Here is a 19,997-nt window from a genome sequence, read left to right as displayed (position 1 = left end):
TTTAGAATTTAGAATTTAGAAATAAGAAGTTTTTTAAGACTTGTTCTCCGAACGTTCCACTTTTTTCTGGGTGAAATTGTACTCCGTAGAAATTATTTTTTTGTAAAGCTGTTGCGTATTCCTTTTCGTAATTTGTTGTTGCAATCATTTCTGTACATTTTGGAGCATAAAAACTATGTACTAAATACATGAATTCATGCTCTTTAATATCTTGAAATAAAGGTGATTTTAAATTATAAATAGTATTCCAACCCATTTGAGGAACTTTGACTTTATTGGAAAATTTTAGTATATCTACATCAAAAATTCCGAGTCCTTTCGTGTTGCCTTCTTCGGTTGATTTGCATAACAATTGCATTCCCAAACAAATACCTAAAACAGGTTGTTTTAAAGTTGGAATTAGTAAATCTAAACCACTTTCCTTGAGTTTTTTCATCGCACTACTCGCTTCACCAACTCCAGGAAAAATAACTTTATCTGCTTTTTGAATTTCGCTCCAATCACTACTCAAAATACCTATAAAACCATGTCTTTCAAGAGCAAATTGGATGCTTTGAATATTTCCAGCACCATAATCAATAATTACAATATTCATTATAACATTCCTTTTGTAGATGGTAAAATCATTTTTTCTACATCACGTTTAACAGCTACTTTTATAGCTTTTGCGAAAGCTTTAAAAATTGCTTCAATTTTGTGGTGTTCATTTGTACCTTCTGCTTTTATGTTCAAATTGGCTTTTGCACCATCTGTAAAGGATTTAAAAAAGTGATAAAACATTTCGGTTGGCATTTGTCCAATCATTTCTCGTTTGAAATCTGCTTCCCAAACTAACCAATTTCTTCCTCCAAAATCAATAGCTACTTGTGCTAAGCAATCGTCCATTGGCAAACAAAATCCGTAACGTTCTATGCCTAATTTAGTTCCTAAAGCTTTTGCATAAACTTCACCTAAAGCAATCGCTGTGTCTTCAATAGTGTGGTGTTCGTCTACTTCTAAATCACCTTTTACTTGAATATCTAAATCCATTTGTCCGTGACGAGCAATTTGATCTAACATATGATCAAAAAAGGCAATTCCAGTTGAAATTTTACTTTTTCCAGTTCCATCAAGGTTTAAAGTTATTGAAATATATGTTTCATTCGTTTTTCTTTGAATTGAGGCTGTTCTACTTTCCAATTTTAGAAATTCATAAATCTTTTCCCAATCATTTGTTTCTAAAGCTATTGTGGGTTGTAATTCTTCATGTTTTACTGAAATTTCTGTAGTTCCTAAATTTGTATTATCATTTATAAATATTGCTTTTGAACCTAAATTTTTAGCTAATTCAACATCAGTTAATCTATCACCAATTACAAATGAATTTTCTAAATCATAACCTTCAGAAAAATAGCCTGTTAATAAACCTGTTCCAGGTTTTCTTGTATTTGCATTATCGCTTGGAAATGTTTTGTCTAAAAAGACTTTATCAAAAATAACTCCTTCATTTTCATAGGTTTTCATTATAAAATTATGCACTGGCCAAAAAGTATTTTCAGGAAATATATCAGTTCCTAAACCGTCTTGATTGGTTATCATAACCAATTCGTAATCCAATTCTTTAGCAATTTTACTCAAGAAAGGAATACACTTTGGATAAAAAATCATTTTATCAAACGCATCGATTTGTTCGTCTTGCGTTTCTTTTATTATCGTTCCATCTCTATCGATGAATAATACTTTTTTAGGCATATTGCAGTGTTTTTAAAAGTTGTATCACTTTTTCATTTTCGTCTTTTGTACCAATTGTTATTCGTAAGCAATTATCACATAAAGGTTGATTGCTTCTGTTTCTAACAACAATTCCATTATCAATAAATTGTTGGTAACGCAAATTAGCATCATCTACTTTAACTAATATAAAATTAGCATCTGAAGGTATAACTTTTTCAATAAAATCGACTGTTTTTAAAGCTTCAAATAATTTATCTCTTTCTCCAATAATTTTCTTGACCTGAAAATCTAATGTACTTTGTTGTAATTTCTTTATAGCTTTTTCTTGTGAAAGTATATTGATGTTATATGGAGGTTTTATTTTGTTTAATATTGCAATAATTTCCGCAGAAGCGTATAAAATTCCAACTCGCATACCAGCCATTGCATAAGCTTTAGAAAGTGTTTGGCAAATTACTAAATTTGGATATTCTTTCAGTAATAACAACCAACTGTCTCTTTCAGAAAAATCAATATAGGCTTCATCAATCAAAATCAAACCACTAAAATTACTTAACAAGTCAAATACGATTTTGTCTGAAAAAGAGTTACCAGTTGGGTTATTTGGAGAACACAAAAATAAAATTTTAGTGTTTTCATCTGTTTTACTTAGTATAGCTTCAGCATTCGGTTGAAAATCATCAGTTAAAAGAACTGCTCTATTTTCTACTGCATTTATATTGGCTAATACTTCATACATTCCATAAGTTGGAGGCAATGTGATTACATTGTCTTTATAAGGTTCACAAAAAGCTCTATATAATAAGTCTAAAACTTCATCGCTACCGTTTCCAATTAAAATATTTTCAACTTTAACATCTCTTTTTTCGGCAATGAGTTCTTTTAATTCTAATTGTTGTGGATCAGGATAACGATTCACACTATTGTCGAATGGATTTTCATTGGCGTCTAAATAAATCATTTCATGTTTAAAATCTTTGAATTCATCTCTTGCCGACGAATAAGGTTTCATGTTTAAAACATTTGTCCTAGTTAATTTATTGATATCGAAATTAGTCATTCTTTAAAGTATTTAATCTTAATGAAACGGCATTTTTGTGAGCTTGTAGTCCTTCGGCATCTGCCATTAATTCAATAGCTTTACCAATATTTTGAATTCCTTTTTCTGAAATTTTTTGAAACGTCATAGCTTTTAGAAAACTATCTAAATTCACACCACTATAACTTTTTGAATATCCATTAGTTGGCAGCGTGTGATTGGTTCCAGAAGCATAATCACCAGCACTTTCTGGAGTAAAGTTTCCGATAAAAATAGAGCCAGCATTTTCAATTCCGTTGATGAAAAAATCTTCGTTTTTGGAACAAACTATAAAATGTTCAGGAGCATAATCATTAATTAGTTCCAACGCTTTTTCCTCAGAATCCATAAAAATTAGTTTAGAATTATTTATGGCTACTTGAGCAATATCTTTTCTTGGCAAAACTTCTAATTGCTTGTAAATTTCTTCTTCAACATCCTCTAAAATAGTTTTTGAAGTTGTGACCAGAATGACTTGACTGTCTTTTCCATGTTCAGCTTGACTCAATAAATCTGAAGCTACAAATGATGGAACAGCCGTTTCGTCAGCATAAACTAACAATTCACTTGGTCCAGCAGGCATATCAATAGCGACTCCGTTTTGAGAAGCAAATTGTTTTGCAATTGTTACAAATTGGTTTCCAGGTCCGAAAATTTTGTAGACTTTATCAATTGTTTTTGTCCCAAAAGTCATAGCAGCGATTGCTTGAATGCCACCAACTTTATATATTTTAGTCACACCGCAAAGAGAAGCTGCAAATAAGATAGCTGGATTGATATTTCCGTTTTTATCTGGTGGTGTGCATAATATAATTTCCTTGCAACCTGCAATTGTAGCTGGAACAGCCAACATTAAAACTGTTGAAAACAAAGGAGCAGAACCACCTGGAATATACAAACCAACTTTTTGAATCGGTCTTTTTTCTTGCCAACATTGAACTCCTTCTGTGGTTTCAATACTTATTTTTTCGGTTTTTTGAGCTTTGTGAAAGTTATAAATATTTGATTTTGCTAATTGAATAGCATCTTTTAAATCTTGAGAAATTTCACTTTCTGCTTTTTGAATTTCATCAGTAGTAACAAGAAATGATTCTAATTCTACACCATCAAAATAAGAAGTATATTTTGCTAAAGCTTTATCTCCTTTTCTTTGAACTTCTTTAAAGATTTGTTTTACGGTTTCTTCAACATCATCAAAAGTTTGAGTAGGTCTTTTTAAGATTTCTTCCCATTTTTTTGGTTGTGGATTATATATTTTGTTCATTTTAAAGTAATTAGTGATTAGTAAAAAGTAATTAGTTAGAGAACCATTTTTTCGATTGGACAAACTAAAATCCCTTCTGCTCCAGCTTCTTTTAATTGGTCAATAACATCCCAAAAAGTATCTTCTTCAATCACAGAGTGAACACTACTCCATCCTTCTTCTGCTAAAGGCATTACGGTTGGACTTTTTAAAACTGGAAGAATAGAACTAATTATTTCTATTTTGTCATTAGGTACGTTCATTAGAATATATTTCGATTTTCTAGAACGTAAAACCGATTGCATTCTGAATTGAAGTTTACTCAACAGAGCTTTTGATTCTTCAGAAATTTGAGGAGAAACGGCTAAAACAGCTTCACTTTTTAAAATGACTTCTACTTCTTTTAAACCATTTTTGAATAATGTACTTCCACTGGAAACTATATCAACAATAGCATCAGATAAACCAATATTTGGAGCGATTTCAACTGATCCTGAAATTTGGTGAATATCAACTGAAATTCCTTTGGAAGAAAAATAATCAGTAACTGTTTTTGGATAAGAAGTTGCAACTCTTAATCCATTCAAGTCATTTATAGAATTGTATTTAAATGCTTTAGGAACAGCTACAGAAACTTTACATTTTGAAAAACCCAATTTTTCAGCTATTTCAATATTTTTTCCTTTTTCTACTAAAAGATTATCTCCAACAATAGCGATATCAACTACTCCATCGATTAAATATTGTGGAATATCTGAATTTCTTAAAAAGTAAACTTCAAGAGGAAAATTGGAAGCTGTTACTTTTAGTTGGTCATTTCCATTGTAAACAGAAATACCTGAATCTTTTAAGAGTTGAATACTTTCGTCGTACAAGCGACCTGATTTTTGAATAGCAATTTTTAATATTTTCATTTTAATTTTGAGAAATGTCTGAATATATCACTTGCTATTTCTTGGAAAGAAAAAACCCGTTTGATATACTCAAACGGGTTTATAATTTATTTTAGTGTATTACATAAAACATCATTACCTAGCTTGAGCGTGGTTTAAATGATGATGATGATGTAATTTATTTGTAAACATGATATATTGTTATTTTTTAACAGTGCAAATATAAAGGCATAATTTCCGAATAAACAAATTTTTATGAAAATTTATATTTTGTTTAAGCAAGTTGAACTCCAAAAATGTGCCCTACTAAAGCGGTTAGTACCATAGCAATTGTACCCCAAAAGGTAACTCTCAATACTGCTTTTGTTACGTTCGAACCACCCGTTTTTGCTGCCAAAGCCCCAAGAAAAGCCAAAAATAAAAGAGCTAATCCATAAAGCCAAAATTCCATGTTTTTAACAGGAAGAAATAAAGTTACTAAAAAAGGTAATGCACCTCCAACGGTGAAAGCTACTCCGGAAGCTAAAGCTGCTTGCAATGGATTTGCTTGACTTATTTCGTTTATTCCTAATTCATCTCTTATATGTGCTCCTAAAGCATCGTGAGCAGTTAATTCTTTGGCTACCAGAAGAGCTGTATCTTTTTTTAAACCTCTTTGAACATATATTTCAGTTAAACGCTGTAATTCTAATTCAGGCATTTCGACAAGTTCAATTTTTTCTCTTTCAATGTCGGCTTGTTCAACGTCAGTTTGTGAACTCACAGAAACATATTCACCAGCTGCCATAGATAAAGCACCTGCAACTAAACCAGCAAGCGTTGCCAAAACTATCGGATCTCTTAGATCACTTGCTGCTGCTACACCAATTGCCAAACTTGAAGTAGATAATATTCCGTCATTGGCTCCTAAAACAGCAGCTCTTAACCAATTGCTTTTGTGAATGTAATGGTTGTCTAAATAACTATCAATTTCGTTTTCCATATAGTTTTGTCTTTAATGAAATTAATCTTCTTCTTCGTGTTCTTGTTCTGAATTTAAATTTGTAGATGCTTGATTGTTAACTGTTCTAATTTCTGTATGTCGAATTTCACCACCAGAAGTTCCAACTGATTGTGCAAATAGACAAGTCAATATTGAAGCACCTAAAGTTGCATAAATTAGAAACTTAACTTTTGTATTATTTTTAATATTCAAAAATAGACTAATTAGTGCTAATAATCCTGTTGCATATAAAAAGATAGCAAATTTTTCAGCTAATTCTTCATGTGTGTGAATGATTTGATCTCCAACACTTGGTAAATCTTCCACAATTTCCTCTGCTCCTTCTCCAGTTGCCATACTAGCAAATCCGAAAATGGCAGCAATGGCTAATACTATAAATGCTGTATTTTGAACTGATTTGTTTTTTAAAACTATTCCAACTACTAAAATACCTGTTCCAAAAATAACTCCGATGATTGGAAAATGGTTTACTACCATGTGTAAATGTGCATCGTTCATAATGTATTTATTTAATAAATGTCAAAAACTCCTTTTACTAAGATTTTAGCATCTTTGTTAATTCTTTCGTTTTCAATTATTTCTACTTCTGAAGCTGATTTTTCTCCGATTTCTACCACAACTTTTTCAAATGTATATTTACCATTTTCATTAGATTTTAATAAGAGTAAGTAGTTTTTATCAGCTTCTGTTATTAAAGCATCCTTTGGAATAGCGAATCCTTTTTTAGAATCAGTTAAAATGGTTGCTTCAACAAACATTCCAGTTAATAATCTTTGTTTAATTGAATTGTCTAAATGTCCATGAATCATGATTGTTCTGTCGTTTCCTTCAATAGATTTACCAACTAAAACCACTTCTGCTTTAAAAGTTTCTTTGGAAGCTTGTGGAACTGAAAATTCAATACTTTGTCCTATTTTAACTTTCAAAATATCTTTCTCAAAAACGGCTAATTCAACATGTAAATGTTCGGTATCAACAATCTCTAAAATCACATCTGAAGGAGACATGAACATTCCAACATTAGCATTCATAACCGTAATATCACCAGTAATAGGTGCAAAAAGTGTAATCGTTGAAGTTAGATTTCCTTTTAAAACTTGAGCAGGAGAAATGTTTAATAACTCTAATTTCTTTTTTAAACTCTGATACATTGCGTTAGCTCTTTTGTACTCACTTTCAGCTTTTAGATAGTTTTTTTGAGAAGTGATTTTTTCATCATACAAGGTTTTTTGTCTATCGTATTCTGATTTTAAATAACTAATTTGTTCAGCAACTTCTAAATAATCTTTCTGAATATCAATAAATTCAGTGTTCTCAAGCGTAATTAAAGCTTGCCCTTTTTTTACTTTATCACCAATTAACAAGTGCGTTGTTTTTACATAACCTCCAACGAATGATGTTATTTTGGCTCTATTTTCTGGTGGAACATCAATTTTTCCGGTAGCTTTAATTCCTACATTGAAATCTTGCTCTTTTGGTGTTCCAATTTCTAATTTTGAAGATTGAAACTGTTCTTTTGTTACGGTTATTATACCATCATCTGTGGGCTCAACTACTTCTTCTTTATTGTTTTTGCAAGAAGTTAAAATCAAAGTTAAAGCTATAATGTAAGTTAATTTTCTCATCTTATTGTATTGTTATATATTGTAATTGTAATTGTGTTAAATTGTATTTTAATAAAGCATCCAAATAATCAATTTGGATTGATGTAGCATTATCTAGACTTAAAATGTATTGAAAAAAGTCAATTTCTCCATGTTTATAACTCATGTTGGCTACTTTTAGAATTTCTTCTGAAAGCTTTTTACCATATTGACTATAATAATTAATGCTTTCTTTATACTGGTCTAACTCCTGGTTTTTTTGTTTTAAGTGAGCTTCGATTTTCAGCATTTCATTTTCTTTTTGCGTTTCCCAACTTTGTAATTCTAATTTTGCTACTTTATTTTTTGAGCTATTGTAGAATAACGGAATACCTATTCCAACTTGAAAACCATATAATGAAGAAGATAATCCTGTGTTCTTTCCTTGAAAATATTGCAAATGAATATCAGGTAAAGCTTGTTGTTTTTGAAAACTAATTTGTTTTTTATAAATTTCCGTAATATTCTGATAATATGAGTTATAAAGCTCTTTATTATTGCTATAATTTAAAATATTTTTTTGTTCTAATTCAGTTGATCTTATACTGATTTTTTCCTCTGATTGAACCAAAACTTGCAACATTTCATATAATCCAATCTTTTCTTTTTCTAACTGAATTAATTGAGTGTTTATTTGACGAAATTTAGCTTGAGCTGTAATTTTTTCAAGATAATTGCTTTCTCCTAATTCAAATCTTCTATCACTTGCTATTGAGAAATTTTGGTATAAACTATCCAAATACTGATACAATTTTTGCTTGTGTTGCACATAAACAATTTGGTTGTATTTTACAGAAATTTCATTGGCCAATTGATTTTTTTGAAGTGCTAATCTTGATTTTTCTTTTTCAAATTCAGCTGTCAAAACTTTTTTATGAGCCCCATAAACGGTTGGAAAAGCAAATGTTTGTTGAATTCCAAACACTTTTAAAGGTTCGTTATTTATGGCTAAATTATTTTGATCATAACTGTAATAAACCATTGTTTTATCAAAAGAATAAGCTGACTTAATAGAAATTTCAGCTTTATCTACTTGTAATTGTAAAGCTTTAATGTTTTTATTGTTTGCAATACCTTTTGCAATTAAACTATCTAGTTCAACACTATTATTTTGTGAAAATCCAAAACTTGTAAAAAAGAAAAAAGCAATAATATAAGTTCCAGTATTGTGTTTTTTAAATCTTGGTTTTTTAAATTCTTTAGTATCTAAAATTTTATAAAGAATTGGCAAAACTAACATCGTTAATAATGTTGCGGTGAATAATCCACCAATTACAACGGTTGCTAATGGTCTTTGTACTTCTGCTCCAGCTGAAGATGAAATTGCCATTGGTAAGAACCCTAATGCAGCTGCACTTGCTGTTAGTAAAACAGGTCTTAATCTATCGGTTGTTCCTTTTAAAATTAATTCATTGATATCTTTCATACCTTGGTGTTTTAGTTCTTTAAAATGTTCGATTAATACAATTCCATTTAAAACGGCTATTCCGAAAAGAGCAATAAACCCTACACCAGCTGAAATACTGAAAGGCAAATCGCGAATCCATAAGAATAAAATACCCCCCACTGCAGATAATGGAATCGCTGAATAAACCATCAACGCTTCTTTAATTGATCCAAAAGCAAAGTATAACAATATAAAAATCAATGCTAAAGCTATAGGAACAGCAATCATCAATCGGTCTTTTGCACTTTGTAAGTTTTCAAATTGTCCACCATACGTTACTCTATAACCTGTTGGTAATTTAATTTTTGTATTCACAATTTTCTGAATATCATCTACAACACTTTGTAAATCTCTATTTCTAACGTTAATTCCAACTACAATTCTTCTGTTGGTATTATCTCTGGAAATTTTTGCTGGTCCAGTTGTGTATTCAATAGTAGCTAATTCTTGCATTGGAATTTGATTTCCATTTGGAGTAGAAACATATAAATTTTGAATATCTTGAATATCTGTACGATTGTTTTTGTCCGAACGAATGACCATATCAAAACGTTTTTCACCTTCAAAGACAGTTCCCACTATTTTTCCGGAGAAAGCTAGCGATAAAACATCATTTAAATCGGCAATGTTCATTCCGTATTGGGCTATTTTTGAACGGTTGTATTTGACAGCCATTTGAGGCAAACCTTCTGTTTTTTCGATTATAATATCTGAAGCTCCTTCTACATTTTTAATCGCTTTGGCAATTTCGTCAGCTTTTCGAGCTAAAATATCTAAATCGTCACCGAAAACTTTTATAGCAACATCTGAACGCGTTCCTGAAATTAATTCGTTAAAACGCATTTCAATAGGTTGTGTGAATTCGATTTCCATGTTTGGAATCTTTTTTTCGATGGCTTCTTTGATTTTATCAGCTAATCCATCTTTGGTATCAGCTGAAACCCATTCTGATTTTGGTTTCAACTTGACAATTACATCACTTTCTTCCATACTCATTGGATCGGTTGGAACTTCAGCTGCACCTATCCTACTAACAACTTGATCCACTTCAGGAAAGTTTTTCAGAATTATTTGTTCGATTTTTGTAGTAGTTTCAATAGTCTTGGTTAGAGATGTTCCTGTTTTTAAAACGGGTTGAATTACAAAATCTCCTTCATCTAAAGTTGGAATAAACTCACCACCCATAGTTGTAAATAAAAGTACTGCCATAACCAAAAGTCCCAATGCACCATATAAAACTTTTTTAGTGTTATTTAAAGCCCAATTTATGGAAGGTAAATACCAAGAATTCAATTTGTTAATCAATCTATTCGAAAGTGAATTTGGGTTTTCTTCTTTTGGTTTTAAAAATAAAGATGAAATTACCGGAACATAAGTAAAACAAAATAACATAGCTCCTACTAAAGCAAAGCTAAATGTCATTGCCATAGGTCTAAACATTTTTCCTTCAACTCCAGATAGTGATAAAATAGGAATGAATACAATTAAGATAATTAATTGACCAAAAATAGCCGAATTCATCATTTTTGAAGCACTTTTATAAGTGATTTCGTCAATTTGAATCTGCCTATCTTCTTTAGATAAATTTACTAAGTGTTTGGATTTATGAGCAATTTGGAAGGCAATGAACTCGACAATAATGACGGCTCCATCTATAATTATTCCAAAATCAATAGCACCTAAACTCATTAAATTGGCATCAATTCCGAAAATATTCATAAATGAAATGGCAAATAACAAACATAATGGAATTACTGATGCAACCACTAAGCCTGAACGCCAATTTCCTAATAATAAAACCACTACAAAAATCACTATCAAACAACCTAAAATAAGGTTTTCTGCTACTGTAAAAGTAGTTTTTCCTACTAGTTCACTTCGTTCTAAAAATCCGTTGATGTAAACTCCTTTTGGTAATGTTTTCTCTATTTCTAAAACTCTTGCTTTAACATCATCAATGACTTGTTTAGAGTTTCCTCCTTTTAGCATCATGACTTGCCCTAAAACCTTTTCACCTTCTCCGTTTCCTGTTATAGCTCCAAAACGATTGGCTGCACCATATTTTACATTAGCGACATTCTTAACTAAAATTGGATTTCCATTCGAGGTTTTAATCACAATGTTATTAATATCTTCAATGGATTTTACTTTTCCTTCCCCACGAATGAAATAACTTTGATTGGTTTTTTCAATGTAAGCTCCACCAGCAATACTGTTGTTTTTTTCTAAAGCAGTCAAAACATCACTTATCGTAATGTTCATGGACTTTAAGGCAGATGGAACAACAGCTATTTCATATTGTTTTAAATATCCACCCCAAGTATTGATTTCTACAACACCTTTTATACCAGATAATTGACGTTTAACAACCCAATCTTGCAAGGTTCTTAAATCAGTAACAGAATATTCATCTTTATATTCGGGTTTTACCTCTAAAGTGTATTGATAAATTTCACCTAAACCTGTTGTGATTGGACCCATTTGAGGAGTTCCAAAACCAGCAGGAATTTTTTCAGAAGCTGATTTTATTTTTTCAGCAATTAATTGTCTTGGTAAATACGTTCCTATTTCGTCATTAAAGACAATAGTTACAACAGATAATCCGAATTTTGAAACCGAACGAATTTCATCTACACCTGGCAAATTAGCCATTTCTAGTTCTACTGGATAAGTAATATATTGTTCTATATCTTGTGTAGAAAGATTTTGTGAAGTAGTGATAACTTGTACTTGATTATTAGTTACATCAGGAACAGCACCAATAGAGATTTGGGTTAATGAATACAATCCAAATCCAAAAATACCTAATGTGAATAAAATCACAATGAATTTATTTTTAAGACTAAAAGCAATTATTTTTTCTAACATTTTTATTAAATTAAAATTAACAATAGTATGTATTTGATTTACAAATAAATACAAATGATGATATGGAAATTAGCTATAATTTCTATATAATATTATGTTAGACCAATTTAGGTGGAAGCCAAATAGAAGTAAATAAATTTGACTTAAATGAATTTTTGTAAAAAAATTTCTTTTTCTCTGAAATTAATGGTTTTACAATTTCAAGTTGAAAGCATATATTTGAAAAGGTAAACAATACATGAGTAGAATTATCAAAAGTTTTAAAAGGTAAATTTTGATGCTCTTTTTTATTGTTATCCGTATTTTTTGAATAATGAATTATTATAAATTGAGTAAGAGAAGTTGATTTATGAGATACTTCTTTTTTATATTCTTTATAATGTTCGAATAAGTTAGGAATCTTCAATAATTGCCCTATTGATGTGTTTGCACACAAAAAGACTGTTATTAAAAAAATGGCAACTACCTTATTCATATTACAAAATTAGTGAAAAATTTATTAGTTCTAGTTATTTGAGAAACAACTCATTTCAACCAAATACAATATTTTTTTTTGAAGTTTCGTTTCTTGAATTTTAATAAAATTGAAACTTATACTGCAAAAGTAAACTACAAAATATAAAGAAAGATTAAGAATTACTTAATTTCTTCTTCAGGAAAACTTAAAACAATTGTTGTCCCTTTATTTAACTCTGATTCTATATTTATTGTGATGTTTAGTAATTCACAAAGTCTTTTTACAATTGATAATCCTAAACCAGTTCCTTTAATGTCTGGATGATTTAAACTTTCTGATCTAAAAAATGCATTGAAAATTTTATCTTTGTCTTCCTCAGAAATTCCTATTCCTTGATCAGTTATACTACATTTTATAGTATTGTTTTCAATGTATATTTTTAGTGTAATAGTTGAATTCTCATAAGAATATTTTAAAGCGTTTGATAAAATATTACTAAGAATTATTGAAACTAAACTATAATCTGACTGCACATAAACTTCATCCTCAAATTGGTTACTTATTTTGCATTGTTTACCATTAATTTTTTCTGAAAAACGAGCTGAAGTATCTAATAAAAGAGCATTTAACAATACACTTTCTGATTTTATATTTTGTTTTTCATTTTCAAATCGTGCTAATAATAATAGCTCATCAACCAATTTGTTTACTCTATCAACTTCGCTAATACAAAAATTAATTTTATCTTCATATTCTTGTTTTTCTCGTGGTTTACGAATTAAAACTTCAAGTGTTCCTTTAATTATAGCCAAAGGAGTTCTTAATTCGTGAGATGCATCTGAAGTAAATTGCTTTTCTCGTTCTATTGCATTTTCAATTCGATTTAAGAGGTTATTTATAGTATCTGATAATTCATATAATTCATCTTTGTTTTCAGGAAGTGAAATCCTTGTATTAAGGTTGTCTTTTGTTATTTTATTAGAAGTTTCTATAATAGTTTTAACAGGTTCAATACTTCTTCCTACAATAAATCTAGCTACTAAAAATAATATTCCAAGTACTAAAGGAAAAGCTAATAATAAAGTATAACGTAAATTACGTAGCACTAAATTTGCATCTTCCAAAGACATAGCAATAATTAGATAACCAACTACTTTACCTTTATATGTTACATGAATTTGAGATTGTCTGATTGCAATTTGATTCAATTTAGCATCAAAATATAAGGGTAAACCTTCATCTGATGTATGAAAAATTAGTTGAGAATTTTTTAAGTTTGGTGATTTGTCAAACATTTTTCCTTCAGTATTTGCAAACTGAATAAATATTGGATTAACATCTAAAGTATTATGCTCTTTTTCTTTCCATTCGTGTTGGTCTAATAATATAAAACCTTTGTCGAAAATACTTATTTCATCAAGTAATTTTATTTTTTCTAAAGTAATATTGTTTTCAATATCTCTATATACAGATTCTTTTACACTAATGTAAATCACAGTAAATACTACAGAAATTAATAAAGCTGTTGTGATTATGTAATAAAAGGCAATTCTATTTCTATATGAAAATGATGGCATATTTCTTTAGTTTAAATCATTTGCAATATAACCTACTCCACGAATTGTTTTAATTAAATCATTCTCTTTACTAAGGTTTATTTTCTTTCTGATAGCATTCATAAAAACATCAATCACGCTGGTATCATATTCAAAATGAATGTTCCAAACATCTTCAATAATTTGATTTCGGGTACAGACTTTACCTTTGTTTTTAATTAAATAGGTTAATAATTCAAACTCTCTTTGCGTAAGAGAAATTTCTTTTTCATCCATTAAAACTTGATATTTTAATAAGTTTATTTGAATATTTCCTAAAGTTAAAACGTTAACAACTGTGTTCTTTCTAAAATATATTTTGACGCGTTCTAATAATTCTTCAAAACTAAACGGCTTTTTAATATAATCATTAGCACCAGCTTGCAAACCTTCAATAGTTTCTTGAACTGTATCTTTTGCCGTTAAGAATAAAATGGGCACATCAAGATTTGTTTTTCTTATGGTTTTACAAACGTCAATTCCAGTAACTTTTGGTAACATCCAATCTAAAAGAATTAAATCAACATCAACTGACAAAGCTAAATCTATTCCAGATTGACCATTTGAAGCTGTTAAAACTTCATATCCTTCTTCTTCTAAACCTTGCTTAAGAAAGTTGGCAATGCCTATTTCGTCTTCAATTACTAAGATTTTCATTTTGAAATTTATTATTGAATAAAATTACTATAAATTGAATTATTACTATAAACTTAAAAAAAACATTAACCAAAAATTAAGTTTACATCACAAATTTAAATCCAATACTAGCAATATTTGCATTTAAACCATCACTTCTAGTGTAATGATTGAATCTAAAATCAATATTTTTCAAACCGAATTTCCAAATTTGAAAATTGGTAAAAATATCAACATAATTGACTCCAAAACCATATTGATTTGCATTGAAAGTAGATAAATCATAATCTGAAGTATAATATTGTTCTGTTGAAAGATGTTTTTCAAAAGCTGCAAAATACTTCGATTGTTGTTGTGTATAGTAACGATACATTGGAAAAACAGTAAATTTATCTGAAATCTTAATTGGGACTTCAATACTTGCTGTATGAGAGGTTATGCCCCAATTATCCCAATAATATCTGTAATAAGTTCTAATAGTGACTCTTTCATTTAAATAATAGTTTAATCGAGCTCCAACTGGAATTTTTGTCCTTGAATCGGGTAAACGTTCAATATCATCTGCTAATTTATAAACACCTTGATTTTGTGTGGTTTCATAAACAGGAATATATTGTGCTTGACCTACATAATAATCAGCTTTATCAGCAAAATAAACTCTATGATAAGGTGTAGAAAGTAAACCTTGTTGTTGAATTACATCAAAAAACAAGGAGAACTGCATGTTTTTTGTCGCCACTTGAGAAAACCCAAACGAAGCTGAATAAGAATTTCGATTGACTTTATCTAAAGTAGAAAATAAAGAAGGATTGTATGCAGAAGTTGTGTTACCATTTTCATCTAAAACATTATAATAGAATTTGTTATCAGCATAATCAATTAATTCTTTTGGATAGATTGGTCGCCATTGATCAAAATATACATTTGCTTTTAAAGAAAGTTCTGTGTTTTTATTGTTGAAAAGCTTGGCTACTCCACCTCCAAAACCAAACGATGTATAATCGTATTCATTTGAAAACGAAATATCAGCATTCCAAACAAAATTTCTATCATCACTAGAATGGCTATAATTTACAACCAAAGAAGTTAGTTGATCACTTTGAGAAGCACCCGATGAAGCTTGCCAAGGATTCGTGTTGATTTTGTCATAAGGGTTAATATTACTTGATGATGCAGAAGTATAAGCAGAAATTCCAGCGTCAACAGTTAATATATCATCATCATTTAAAGGCATCGAAACTACAATATTTGAAGCAACATCGGTTAAGTCCTCAGAACCCATTCCTCCAGAAACAGCAGAGTGAACTCCATCTTGTTTATAGTAACTTAATAAAAAGTCAACTTCTGTATTTTCTAAAACACGTTTTTTATAAACAATTGTGTCATTTTGCTGAGCAAATGATAACGTTATGTTTAAAACAGTAAATAAAATTAATATCTTTTTCATAATAGATTAATTACAACCACATCCTCCACCTGTTTTTCCACCATTTGCTCCTGCAGCAGCTTCTCTATAGACTTGAAATGCAGTTTCGTATCGTTCTGTTGTTTGAGCAGATAATTTCATAGTTGTATCGTTTATTTTTTGCATGTCATATTCTTTCACAGCTTTACAAGATTGTAAGCTTATCAAAACAACTGCAATTATCATTACTTTTTTCATCTTATTCGTGTTTTTTTAAATCTATATTTTTTGAAGTATGAATTACTCCTTTATCGTCTACTATAATACATTCTAACCCTTTTATTTGATTTACAAAGTCAAGACCAACTTCAACTCCCATTACAAAAATTCCAGTTGCCAAAGCATCTGCCATTTCTGTTTGTTTGGCAAAAACCGAAATACTTACAATGCCACTTGCTGGATAACCAGTTCTTGGATCTATTATATGTGAATATCTTTTGCCATTAAATGTGACGTATTTTTCATAACTTCCTGAAGTTTCAACAGCTGTATCTTCTAAAGGAAATGTAGCAAATACTTTATTCTTATTCATTGGGTTTATAATTGCAATAGTCCAAGGATTTCCATCAATTTGCTTTCCCCAAGTACTGATATCACCAGAAACATTTACTAAACCCGATTCACAACCTTTTGATTTTAATAACTCTTTAATTTTATCTGCAATATAACCTTGACCAATTCCACCTAAACCAATTTTCATTCCTTTGTTTTTAAGGAAAATAGTGGTGTCTTTTGGATTTAGAATTACATTTTGATATCCTACTTTTTCAACTGATTTCTTTATTTCTTCTTTTGAGGGCATTTTTTTCATGCTGCCATCAAATTTCCAAATTCTATCCATTGAAGCATAAGAAATATCGAAAGCTCCGTTTGTTAGTTTTGAAATTTTTAAAGCTCTTTCAACCAAATCATAGACTTCAGCATCAACTTTTATAGGTTGAATTCCAGCATTAGCATTCACACTAGAAATTTGTGTTGTTGGAATCCAATCTGAAATTAAATTTTCAATACGTTTTACTTCTTCAATAGCTGCGTTTGTATAGGCATTTGCCTGAATTGAATCTTTGGCAACAACAGTAATATCAAAAGGGCTTCCTAATAAAGAAGCCTTTTCCTTGAAAGTAACTTGACTAAAAGTTGCAAACGACATTAACAATGATATGAAAACCAATGATATTTTCACTACTTAGTATACGTTTTTAGTTTTACGATATATTCTTCAGCTGTTATTTTTTCATAACCCATAATTCCAAGCACCTTGCCTTCGTTATCCAAAATAACAACTTTAGGAAAACTTCCTTCAGGATTATATATTTCAGCTAATTCTTGATTTATTTTTGTTTGCTCTTCTGATAATGCATTTGCTTTTTTCTTTGGAAAATCAGCCTTTAATAAAATCCAATTTTCAGCAGAAGCTTTTTTAAAAGCATCAGATTGCCAAATTGATCTATCTAATTTAATACAAGGTGCACACCAATCAGAACCAGAAAATACCAAAATTATATTTTTAGTTTCTTTTTTTGCTTCGGTTTTAGCATCATCTAAACTTGTTTTCCAATCTTGCGCAGAAACAAAAGAAGTTACTAAAAGACAAATGATTATTACTACTTTATTCATGTTTATAATTTTTATACAAAATAACGAATTCTGAAGTTATTTAGTATTAATAATTAAAATTATTTAAGCAAATATTAAGTTAAGGATCACCTAACATTAAGTTAATCTTAAGTAATTCTTAAGTTTAAAAATAAAGTTCTCAAATATCTTTGTTCCAAATTTTTTATCTCAATATTAGTCAATAAACATGAATTTTTCAAAACAGATTGCGCCCTTTAAAAACTTAGTTTTATTTTTTCTTTTAGTTGGGTTTATTTTACGTATAGTTTTATTATTTCACCCCATAACGCAATCACACTTTGGTTTTGTAGCCATTCTTAAGATTTTCTTTTTAGGATTTCTTTCAGATTTATTAATTTTCATTGTGGCAAGTGCTTTTTTATGGTTATATCTTATCTTTTTATCTGATTCAAAATTTAATAAACCTTGGGGTTATGTCTTGTTTGGTACTTATTTGGCTTTGTTGATTTATATCCTGTCAGGAAAAACGATTTTACATGAATATGGTGGTGTTTTGCCAGCTTTAGGAATTGGATTTGTTGGTATAAAGACTGTGTTAATTGGACTTTTGTTATTCTTTCCTAAACAAAGAAAAAACATTAGACTAGCTGTCTTTTCTATTACAATTTTCATTTTTGTCTTAATCATAATTCAAAATGCAGTTAGTGAATTCTTTTTTTGGAATGAATTTGGAGTACGTTATAACTTTATTGCTGTAGATTATTTAGTATACACTAATACAGTTATCGGAAATATTATGGAATCTTATCCAGTTGTTCCTTTGTTTGCTGGGGTTGGAATTGTAGCTTTACTTTCGACTTACATTATAGTAAAAAAATCAAAGGGTTATTTAGATAATTTACCAACTTTTATTGATAAAATCAAGATTGTTGCGGTTTATGCTTTACTATTTATAGTTTCCCTAAAAATGATTCCGGTTTTATCAAATCAAGAAGATTCTCCAAATGTTTTTACTAATGAATTACAAGCCAACGGAATTTATAAATTCTATGGTGCTTTTATGCAAAGTGAATTGGATTTCTTTAAGTTTTATGAAACAATGCCAAACAACGAAGCTTATGCTTTATTGAAAAATCAGATTTCAAATATTGGTTATGATACAACACTAAGACATATAGATTCAGATTCTACAGAAACTAAAATGAATGTAGTTTTAATTACCATAGAAAGTTTAAGTGCTGAATACATGAAAATGTATGGAAACGAACAAAACATTACACCATTCCTAGATTCATTGGCTTTGCAAAGTTTGAATTTTTCCAATCTTTATGCAACAGGAAATAGAACAGTTCGAGGTTTAGAGGCTATGACACTTTGTATTCCTCCAACTCCTGGAGAAAGTGTTGTAAAACGTGAAGACAATAAAAACAAATTCAGTACTGCAAGTGTTTTTAAGAAAAAAGGCTATCAAACGAAATATTTATATGGTGGAGATGCTTTTTTTGACAACATGCAAGATTTTTTTAGTGGAAATGGTTATGACATAGTAGATAAAAGTTCAATTAAACAAGGAGAAATTACTTTTGCAAATATTTGGGGCGTTTGTGATGGTGACATGGGAAACAAAGCTATTCAAACCATGAATGAAGAAGCTAAAACAGGGAAACCTTTCTTTAATCATTGGATGACGGTTAGTAATCACAGACCTTTTACGTATCCTGATGGAAAAATTGATATTTCTCCAACTATAAAATCACGTGATGGTGGTGTGAAATATACAGATTATGCTTTAAGACAGTTTTTTGCTAATGCTGCAAAACAACCATGGTTTAAAAATACGGTTTTTGTAATTGTAGCTGACCATTGTGCTTCTAGTTCTGGAAAAACGGAATTGCCAATGGATAAATATAGAATTCCTGCTATGATTTATGCACCAGGATTTATTACTCCAGCAAACAACAATAAATTAATGTCCCAAATAGATTTAATGCCAACACTTTTAGGATTGTTAAACTTTGATTATGACAGTAAATTTTACGGACAAGATGTTTTAAAAGACGATTATAAACCAAGAGCTTTTATTGCAACGTATCAAGATTTGGGATTTATAAAAGATAATGTTTTAACGATTATTTCTCCGGTAAAACAATCAAAACAATTTGCTTTAAAACAAGTAGATAATCCAAAACTAAAGGAAGATTATAGAATTTTCTATGATGAAACCTTAATGACTACTGAGAGACAAGACTTAATCAAAGAATCAACAGCTTATTACCAAACAGCTTCTGATATGTTAACTAAGAAGAAATATGATGTGAAGTAAGTTTTTGAGGTTATAGGTTTTAGGAATGGGTTATAGGACGTAAATTTCTATAACC

General features: G+C 29.7%; 16 protein-coding genes. 1 reads left to right on the top strand and 15 read right to left on the bottom strand.

Annotated features, from left to right (window positions below; genetic code table 11):
- Nucleotide 1 precedes the first annotated feature (1 nt).
- From hisH to AACZ53_RS02765, 15 genes are all read right to left on the bottom strand, one after another.
- Nucleotides 2-595, bottom strand: a complete 594-nt coding sequence (gene hisH, locus AACZ53_RS02835; RefSeq protein ID WP_339834533.1) for an imidazole glycerol phosphate synthase subunit HisH — start codon at nt 593-595, stop codon at nt 2-4.
- The gene (gene hisB / locus AACZ53_RS02830; RefSeq protein WP_339834531.1) at nt 595-1,731 is read right to left on the bottom strand and encodes a bifunctional histidinol-phosphatase/imidazoleglycerol-phosphate dehydratase HisB; all 1,137 of its coding nucleotides are present in this window, start codon (nt 1,729-1,731) and stop codon (nt 595-597) included. Before hisB ends, hisH begins: the two co-directional genes overlap by 1 nt.
- Entirely contained in the window at nt 1,724-2,773 is a 1,050-nt protein-coding gene (hisC, locus tag AACZ53_RS02825) for a histidinol-phosphate transaminase (protein WP_339834528.1), read from the bottom strand. Before hisC ends, hisB begins: the two co-directional genes overlap by 8 nt.
- The gene (gene hisD / locus AACZ53_RS02820) at nt 2,766-4,055 is read right to left on the bottom strand and encodes a histidinol dehydrogenase (RefSeq protein ID WP_339834525.1); all 1,290 of its coding nucleotides are present in this window, start codon (nt 4,053-4,055) and stop codon (nt 2,766-2,768) included. Before hisD ends, hisC begins: the two co-directional genes overlap by 8 nt.
- 35 nt (nt 4,056-4,090) lie before the next feature.
- A complete protein-coding gene (hisG, locus tag AACZ53_RS02815) occupies nt 4,091-4,948 on the bottom strand; it encodes an ATP phosphoribosyltransferase (RefSeq protein WP_339834522.1) in 858 nt (285 codons plus the stop codon).
- 253 nt (nt 4,949-5,201) lie between these two features.
- Nucleotides 5,202-5,909 (bottom strand): VIT family protein, encoded by a 708-nt coding sequence (locus tag AACZ53_RS02810; RefSeq protein ID WP_339834520.1) that lies wholly within the window; start codon nt 5,907-5,909, stop codon nt 5,202-5,204.
- Nucleotides 5,910-5,930: 21 nt separating this feature from the next.
- Complete coding sequence (locus AACZ53_RS02805; protein WP_339834517.1) at nt 5,931-6,428, bottom strand: hypothetical protein; 498 nt, start codon at nt 6,426-6,428, stop codon at nt 5,931-5,933.
- Between the two features lie 11 nt (nt 6,429-6,439).
- Nucleotides 6,440-7,555 carry an efflux RND transporter periplasmic adaptor subunit gene (locus AACZ53_RS02800; RefSeq protein WP_339834515.1) on the bottom strand — a complete coding sequence of 372 codons (1,116 nt, stop codon included), beginning with the start codon at nt 7,553-7,555 and terminating at the stop codon, nt 6,440-6,442.
- Nucleotide 7,556: 1 nt separating this feature from the next.
- On the bottom strand, nt 7,557-11,888 hold the full coding sequence (locus tag AACZ53_RS02795) for a CusA/CzcA family heavy metal efflux RND transporter (RefSeq protein WP_339834513.1): 4,332 nt from the start codon (nt 11,886-11,888) through the stop codon (nt 7,557-7,559).
- A 636-nt stretch (nt 11,889-12,524) separates the two neighbouring features.
- Entirely contained in the window at nt 12,525-13,922 is a 1,398-nt protein-coding gene (locus tag AACZ53_RS02790; protein ID WP_339834511.1) for a HAMP domain-containing sensor histidine kinase, read from the bottom strand.
- 6 nt (nt 13,923-13,928) lie between these two features.
- Nucleotides 13,929-14,597, bottom strand: coding sequence for a response regulator transcription factor (locus AACZ53_RS02785; protein WP_339834509.1), 669 nt, complete (start codon nt 14,595-14,597; stop codon nt 13,929-13,931).
- A gap of 82 nt (nt 14,598-14,679) precedes the next feature.
- The gene (locus tag AACZ53_RS02780; protein WP_339834507.1) at nt 14,680-16,023 is read right to left on the bottom strand and encodes a DUF3570 domain-containing protein; all 1,344 of its coding nucleotides are present in this window, start codon (nt 16,021-16,023) and stop codon (nt 14,680-14,682) included.
- 6 nt (nt 16,024-16,029) lie between these two features.
- Nucleotides 16,030-16,239 (bottom strand): DUF4266 domain-containing protein, encoded by a 210-nt coding sequence (locus AACZ53_RS02775; RefSeq protein WP_026715805.1) that lies wholly within the window; start codon nt 16,237-16,239, stop codon nt 16,030-16,032.
- Between the two features lies 1 nt (nt 16,240).
- Nucleotides 16,241-17,191 carry an FAD:protein FMN transferase gene (locus tag AACZ53_RS02770; RefSeq protein ID WP_339834504.1) on the bottom strand — a complete coding sequence of 317 codons (951 nt, stop codon included), beginning with the start codon at nt 17,189-17,191 and terminating at the stop codon, nt 16,241-16,243.
- 32 nt (nt 17,192-17,223) lie between these two features.
- On the bottom strand, nt 17,224-17,658 hold the full coding sequence (locus tag AACZ53_RS02765; RefSeq protein WP_339834502.1) for a thioredoxin family protein: 435 nt from the start codon (nt 17,656-17,658) through the stop codon (nt 17,224-17,226).
- 187 nt (nt 17,659-17,845) lie between these two features.
- On the opposite strand from AACZ53_RS02765, the gene AACZ53_RS02760 reads away from it, so the two are divergent.
- A complete protein-coding gene (locus tag AACZ53_RS02760; RefSeq protein ID WP_339834500.1) occupies nt 17,846-19,942 on the top strand; it encodes an LTA synthase family protein in 2,097 nt (698 codons plus the stop codon).
- The last annotated feature ends 55 nt before the right edge of the window (nt 19,943-19,997 follow it).

Origin of the sequence: uncultured Flavobacterium sp. (assembly GCF_963975005.1) — a bacterium.
Taxonomy (GTDB): domain Bacteria; phylum Bacteroidota; class Bacteroidia; order Flavobacteriales; family Flavobacteriaceae; genus Flavobacterium.
Note: the sequence above shows the minus strand (reverse complement) of the source record. Positions and strands in the feature narration are given on the sequence as shown.